Origin of the sequence: Variovorax paradoxus, assembly GCF_000834655.1 — a bacterium.
GTDB classification, from domain to species: Bacteria; Pseudomonadota; Gammaproteobacteria; order Burkholderiales; family Burkholderiaceae_C; genus Variovorax; species Variovorax paradoxus_F.
Genome location: NZ_JXQQ01000025.1, coordinates 62,851 through 68,850, shown reverse-complemented (window position 1 = coordinate 68,850; position 6,000 = coordinate 62,851). Strand labels below are relative to the sequence as shown.

5 protein-coding genes are annotated in these 6,000 nt (G+C 68.7%); 4 read left to right on the top strand and 1 reads right to left on the bottom strand.

Annotated features, from left to right (window positions below):
* The 3 genes from ugpC to RT97_RS11555 all read left to right on the top strand — a co-directional run.
* A partial coding sequence (ugpC, locus tag RT97_RS11565) for a sn-glycerol-3-phosphate ABC transporter ATP-binding protein UgpC (protein WP_080898262.1) occupies window positions 1–1,000 on the top strand: 1,000 nt, incomplete at its 5' end.
* Between the two features lie 3 nt (window positions 1,001–1,003).
* Entirely contained in the window at window positions 1,004–1,750 is a 747-nt protein-coding gene (gene ugpQ / locus RT97_RS11560; protein WP_042578919.1) for a glycerophosphodiester phosphodiesterase, read from the top strand.
* A 51-nt stretch (window positions 1,751–1,801) separates the two neighbouring features.
* Window positions 1,802–4,321: a DUF3772 domain-containing protein gene (locus RT97_RS11555; RefSeq protein ID WP_042578918.1), complete on the top strand. Its 2,520-nt coding sequence runs from the start codon at window positions 1,802–1,804 to the stop codon at window positions 4,319–4,321.
* A 3-nt stretch (window positions 4,322–4,324) separates the two neighbouring features.
* Here RT97_RS11555 and RT97_RS11550 read toward each other — a convergent pair whose 3' ends face one another.
* Window positions 4,325–4,795 (bottom strand): Lrp/AsnC family transcriptional regulator, encoded by a 471-nt coding sequence (locus RT97_RS11550; RefSeq protein WP_172672193.1) that lies wholly within the window; start codon window positions 4,793–4,795, stop codon window positions 4,325–4,327.
* Between the two features lie 266 nt (window positions 4,796–5,061).
* On the opposite strand from RT97_RS11550, the gene RT97_RS11545 reads away from it, so the two are divergent.
* Window positions 5,062–5,988, top strand: a complete 927-nt coding sequence (locus RT97_RS11545; protein WP_042578930.1) for an ABC transporter substrate-binding protein — start codon at window positions 5,062–5,064, stop codon at window positions 5,986–5,988.
* Window positions 5,989–6,000 lie beyond the last annotated feature (12 nt).

The window sequence follows — 6,000 nt, the reverse complement described above, 5'->3', positions numbered from 1 at the left end:
TCTTTCCCTACGCAACGTCATCAAGCGCTACGGCCACGGGCCGAAAGCCAATCAGGTTATCCACGGCGTGAGCGCCGAGATCGCCGACCATGAGTTCATCGTGATCGTCGGGCCCTCGGGCTGCGGCAAGTCCACGCTGCTGCGCATGGTCGCGGGCCTGGAGGAAATCTCGGCCGGCGAGATCGCCATCGGCGGCAAGGTCGTGAACCAGCTCGAGCCCTCCGAGCGCGACATCGCGATGGTGTTCCAGAACTACGCGCTCTACCCGCACATGAGCGTGTTTGCGAACATGGCGTATGGCCTGAAGATCGCCAAGGTGCCGGTGCCGGAGATCAAGGTGCGCGTGGACAAGGCCGCCAAGATCCTCGAACTGGGCCACCTGCTCGAGCGCAAGCCCCGCGAGCTCTCGGGCGGCCAGCGCCAGCGCGTGGCCATGGGCCGCGCGATCGTGCGACAGCCGCAGGTTTTCTTGTTCGACGAACCGCTGTCGAACCTGGACGCCAAGCTGCGCGCGCAGACCCGCCTGGAAATCCAGAAGCTGCACCGCGAGCTGGGCATCACCTCGCTCTTCGTCACGCACGACCAGGTCGAGGCCATGACGCTCGCGCAGCGCATCATCGTGATGAACGGCGGCGTGATGGACCAGTTCGCGACGCCCGAGGAGGTGTACTCGCGCCCGGCCACCACATTCGTCGCAAGCTTCATCGGCTCGCCGCCGATGAACCTGCTCAAGCACGCTCCGGGCGTGCGCGCGGGCCAGATCCTGGGCATCCGCCCCGAGCACATGAAGCTCGACGAAAGCGGCTGGACGGTGCAGGTCGAGCAGGTCGAACTGCTGGGCGCCGAGCGCCTGGTGTACGGCCGCATCGGCGACGAGCAGATCATCATGCGCACCGACGAAGGCGATCATCCGCCGGTCGCGGGCGACACGGTGAAGATCGCGGCGCGCGAAGACAAGCTCCATTGGTTCGACGCCGGATCGGGCAAACGGGCGGATTGAACGATGGCCGAACGCAGTCCCTGGCCCTACCCCCGCTGGGTCGCGCACCGCGGCGCCGGCAAGCTGGCCCCTGAAAACACGCTCGCCGCCTTCCGCTTCGGCGCGGCGCACGGCTACCGCATGTTCGAGTGCGACGCCAAGCTGAGCGCCGACGGCGTGCCTTTCCTGATGCACGACGCCACGCTCGATCGCACCACCAACGGCCACGGCATCGGTGGCGAGCAGACGTGGAGCACGCTGTCGCAACTCGACGCGGGCGGCTGGCATTCGCGCGCCTTCGCGGGCGAACCGCTGCCCACGCTGGAGAACCTCGCGCGCTTCTGCCTGGCGAACGGCTACCTGCTCAACATCGAGATCAAGCCCACGCCCGGTACCGAGCGCGAGACCGGCGAGGTGGTGGCGCGCGAGGCGGCCCGCTTGTGGAAGGGCGCGCCGATCGCGCCGCTGCTCACCTCGTTCCAGGTCGAATCGCTCCGGGGCGCGGCTGCGGTGCAGCCCGGGCTGCCGCGCGGCCTGCTGCTCGATTCGCTGCGAAAGGGCTGGCTCGACACCGCGCTCGAGCTCGGCTGCCAGGCCATCGTCTGCAACCACGCGCTGTGGGACGCAGCGACCGTCGCGCAGGTGCACGGGGCGGGCCTGCGCTCGCTGAGCTACACCGTCAACGACGACTGGGCCGCGCAGCGGCTCATCGACCTGGGCACCGACGGCATCATCACCGACAGGGTCGACCTCTTCAGCCCCGCCGGCTGACGCTGCACTTCTTACCCGTTTTTACGAAATGGCGGCTTCTATGATGCGGCCATGAATCGGACCTCTCGCCTGGCGGGCTTCTGCCTTCCCGCCATCCTGGCCCTGTGGGCCCTGCTGACATGCGGTGGCGCCCTCGCGCAGCCGGAAGCCAGCATGAACGCCGGCAACGGCAACCCCAACAACAGCGCCAACACCGCCGCGGCTGCAGCGCCCGCACCCACCATCGCCGAGCTGCGCGCGCAGTTCGCCAAGGCCGCGCCCGCAGTCGGTACCGCCGGTGCCGGTGCCGGTGCCGCGGCCGCTGCAGGCGCCACGCCCGGTGGCGAGGACGATGGGCGCAAGCAGCTCGCGCAGATCAACGAGATCGGCGCGCAGGCCGACAAGTTCGTCGCTGCCCGCACCGGCGACCTGGCCGACCTGAATGCGCGCCTGGGCGAACTGGGCAACCCGCCCGCCGCCGGCGCCACCGAAGACCCCAACATCACCCGCCAGCGTGCACAGCTGACCAAGGAGCGCAATGCGCTCGACGCCGACATCCGCCTTGCCAAGCTGCTGTCGATCGACGTGCGCCAGCGCGGCGCCGACCTCGTGCTGCAACGGCGCCAGCAGTTCGAGGCCGAGCTCACCAGCCGCGCCGCTTCGCCGCTCACCGGCACCTTCTGGAACGACCTGCGCGAGGCCTGGCCCGACGACATCGCCCGGCTGCGGGCCATCGGTTCGGCGCTCGGCGACGGGTTCGAAGAGGCGTGGCAGCCCGAGAGCCGCACGGCGGTGATCGCCGCGCTCGTCGGCGCGCTGCTGCTTGCGTGGCTGGGCGTCTGGGCCGCCGAGCGCGCGCTGACGCGGCTGGCCATGCGCGTGCTTCCCGCCGGGCGGCTGCGCCGCTCGCTGCTGGTGATCGCCATCGTCGCGACCCACGTGCTCCTGGTCGCGGTGGCCGCGCACGGTTTCGTGGAGGTGCTCAAGGCCCATGCCACCTGGGAGGGGCAGGCGCGCAAGGCGCTGCAATCGACGGCGCAGGCGCTGACCTTCATGGCGTTCGTCATCGGCCTGGGGCGCGCGCTGCTGGCGGCGGCCCGTCCGTCCTGGCGCCTGCCGCCCATTCCCGACGCCACGGCCGAGCGCCTGTCGGCACTGCCATGGCTGGTGGCGCTGGTGGCCGCGCTCGCGTGGACGCCCGCCGAGGTCAACGCGCTCATCGACGCCAGCTTCGCCGCGGTGGTGACCACGCACGTGCTGACCGCGCTGCTCCTGACCGCGCTGGTCGGCACCGTCATCTATCGCCTGAAGGCGCTGCGTGCCGACGCGCCCGAGGCCGGCCTGCCCGAGCGGCCGATGTGGGTCGGGCTCCTGGTCGCGCTGATCGGCGTGCTGGTGATCGCGATCTGGGTGCTGGTGGCCGTGGGCTACGTGGCGCTCGCGAGCTTGCTGGCCTCGCAGCTCACCTGGAGCGGCATCGTGGCGGCGGCGTTCTACGTGCTGTTCAAGTTCGCCGACGACGTCTTCATGGCGCTGGTGTCCTCGCGCAGCACGTTCGGGCAGAAGCTGCAGAAGAGTTTCAACCTCGCGCCGCAGACGCTGGACCAGACGGCCACGGTGCTCTCGGGCCTGAGCCGCGTGGCGCTCTTCTTCTACATGCTGATCGCGCTGGCCGCGCCACTGGGCACGGGGCCTGGCGAGGTGTTCCAGCGCAGCGGCAAGTTCGGCACCGGCGTGAAGGTGGGCGAATTCCAGCTGGTGCCAGGCGCGATCCTGAGCGCCATCGCGGTGGCGGTGGTCGGCTTCATCGTGCTGCGGGTGTTCAAGCGCTGGCTCGAGCGCAGCTACCTGCCCAACACCAAGCTGGAGCCGGGCATGCAGAGCTCGCTCACCACGCTCCTGGGCTACGTGGGCGGCATCCTGGTGATCGCGTTCGCGCTCTCGGCCATGGGCATCGGCATCGAGCGCATCGCGTGGGTGGCGAGCGCGCTGTCGGTGGGTATCGGCTTCGGGCTGCAGGCGATCGTTCAGAACTTCATCTCGGGGCTGATCCTCCTGGCCGAGCAGCCGGTGAAGGTGGGCGACTGGGTGGTGCTGGGCACGGCCGAGGGCGACGTGCGGCGCATCAACGTGCGCGCCACCGAGATCCAGCTGGGCGACCGCTCCACGCTGATCGTGCCGAACTCGGAATTCATCACCAAGACGGTCCGCAACATGACGCTGGCCAACGCCGAGGGCCGCGTGCTCATTCGCCTGCCGATGCCGCTGACCACCGACGCGCAGCGCGTGCGCGAGCTGATCCTGGAAGCCTGCCGCGCTCACGAAGGGGTGCTGGAGACGCCGGCGCCCTCGCTCACGCTGGAAGGCATCGAGAACGGGCTTTTGATCTTCCAGGCCATCGCCTACGTGGCAAGCCCGCGGCTGGCCGGCGGCGTGCGCAGCGACCTGCTGTTCGTGATCCTGGACGAACTGAAGAAAGCCGCGCTGCCGATGGCGACCCCCACCACCTTCATGATGGCGCCGACCGAGCCCGCCGCGGCCGCGCCGGCGCCCGCGACGCAGAACTCGCCGATCCCGGGCATGCCGAGCTGAGGTTCACTCCAGCGGCAGGGCCGTGGTGCACTTGATCTCGTTGAGGCACACGCTCGACCGCACGGCCGACACCCCGGGCATGTGCATCAGCGTGTGCATCAGGAACTGCGAGAGCGACTCCAGGTCGCGCGCGACCACCTTGAGCACGTAGTCGAAGTCGCCGGTCACCGAGTAGCACTCCAGGATCTGCTTCAGGTCGGCGATCAGGTCCTGGAACTTGGGCAGCTCGTCGACGTGGCCGCGCGCCATGGTCACGTGGATGAAGGCGATCACACCCAGGCCGATGTGGCGCGCATTCAGGTGCGCCGCGTAGCCGTTGACCAGGCCCAGCTCCTCCAGGCGCCGGTGGCGCCGCATGCACTGCGCCGGCGACAGGTTGGCCACCTCCGACAGCTCGAGGTTGGTGGCGCGCCCGTGCACCTGCAAGTGGTCAAGAATCCGCCGGTCGATACGGTCAAGTTCGATGTCGTGCAATTTCATATCTTGCTTCCTACTTTAGGTGCAATTATGTTTCCTAAAGCGGGGTAAGCACTAGCCGTCCATGCACCTTAATTGTGCAAAGTACGATCTAGACTTCGAGGCTGCCGGGTTGCAGCGCAACGCCCGACCCCGCTGAATTCCCCGCCCCGGTGCACGCCGGCGGCTTCATTCCAGACGCACCCATTCCCCCATCCGGAGACCCTCACGTGAAAAACGCCCTGCTTCGCACCCCTTTCAGCGCCGTCGCCTTGGCCCTCGGCATGCTGGCCTCTGCGCCCTCCTTTGCGGCCGACACCAAGTCGGTGGCCGTGACGGCCATCGTCGAGCACCCGGCGCTCGACGCGGTGCGCGACGGTGTGAAGGCGGAGCTCAAGGCGGCGGGCTACGAAGAAGGCAAGAACCTCAAGTTCACCTACCAGAGCGCGCAGGGCAACGTGGGCACCGCCGCGCAGATCGCCCGCAAGTACGTGGGCGATGCGCCCGACGTGATCGTCGCGATCGCCACGCCGTCGGCGCAGGCCGTGGTGGCTTCCACCAAGACGATTCCGGTCGTCTACTCGGCCATCACCGACCCGGTGGCGGCCAAGCTGGTGAAGAACTGGGATGCCACCGGCACCAACGTGACCGGCGTGTCGGACCTCTCGCCGCTGGAAAAACACATCGGCCTCATCAAGCAGGTGGTGCCTAACGCCAAGCGCATCGGCGTGATCTACAGCCCCGGCGAAGCCAATTCGGTGGCGATCGTCGCCTCGCTCAAGAAGGCTGCGGCCGATGCAGGCATGACCGTGGTCGAGGCCGCCGCCGCCCGCACCGTGGACGTGCCGACCGCCGCGCAGAGCCTGGTGGGCAAGGCCGACGTGATCTACACGCCGACCGACAACAACGTGGTCTCGGCCTTCGAAGGCATCGTGAAGGTCGCCCAGCAAGCCAAGCTGCCGGTGGTGGCAGCGGACACGGCCACGGTCGAGCGGGGCGCCGTGGCGGCACTGGGCCTGAATTACAGCGACATCGGCCGCCAGACCGGCAAGATCGTCGTGCGCATCCTGAAGGGCGAGAAGCCCGGCACCATCGCTTCGCAGACCAGCACCAACTTCGAGCTGGTGGTGAACCCCACCGCCGCCAAGGCGCAGGGCGTCACGCTGTCCGACTCGCTGCTCAAGACCGCCAAGGTCGTGGCCACGAAGTAAGAAGCCAGCTTC

Excerpts from the sequence above, each read along its gene's own strand:
- ugpQ (WP_042578919.1), top strand. The coding sequence starts at position 1,004 with ATGGCCGAACGCAGTCCCTGGCCCTACCCCCGCTGGGTCGCGCACCGC.
- RT97_RS11555 (WP_042578918.1), top strand. The coding sequence starts at position 1,802 with ATGAATCGGACCTCTCGCCTGGCGGGCTTCTGCCTTCCCGCCATCCTG.
- RT97_RS11545 (WP_042578930.1), top strand. The coding sequence starts at position 5,062 with ATGCTGGCCTCTGCGCCCTCCTTTGCGGCCGACACCAAGTCGGTGGCC.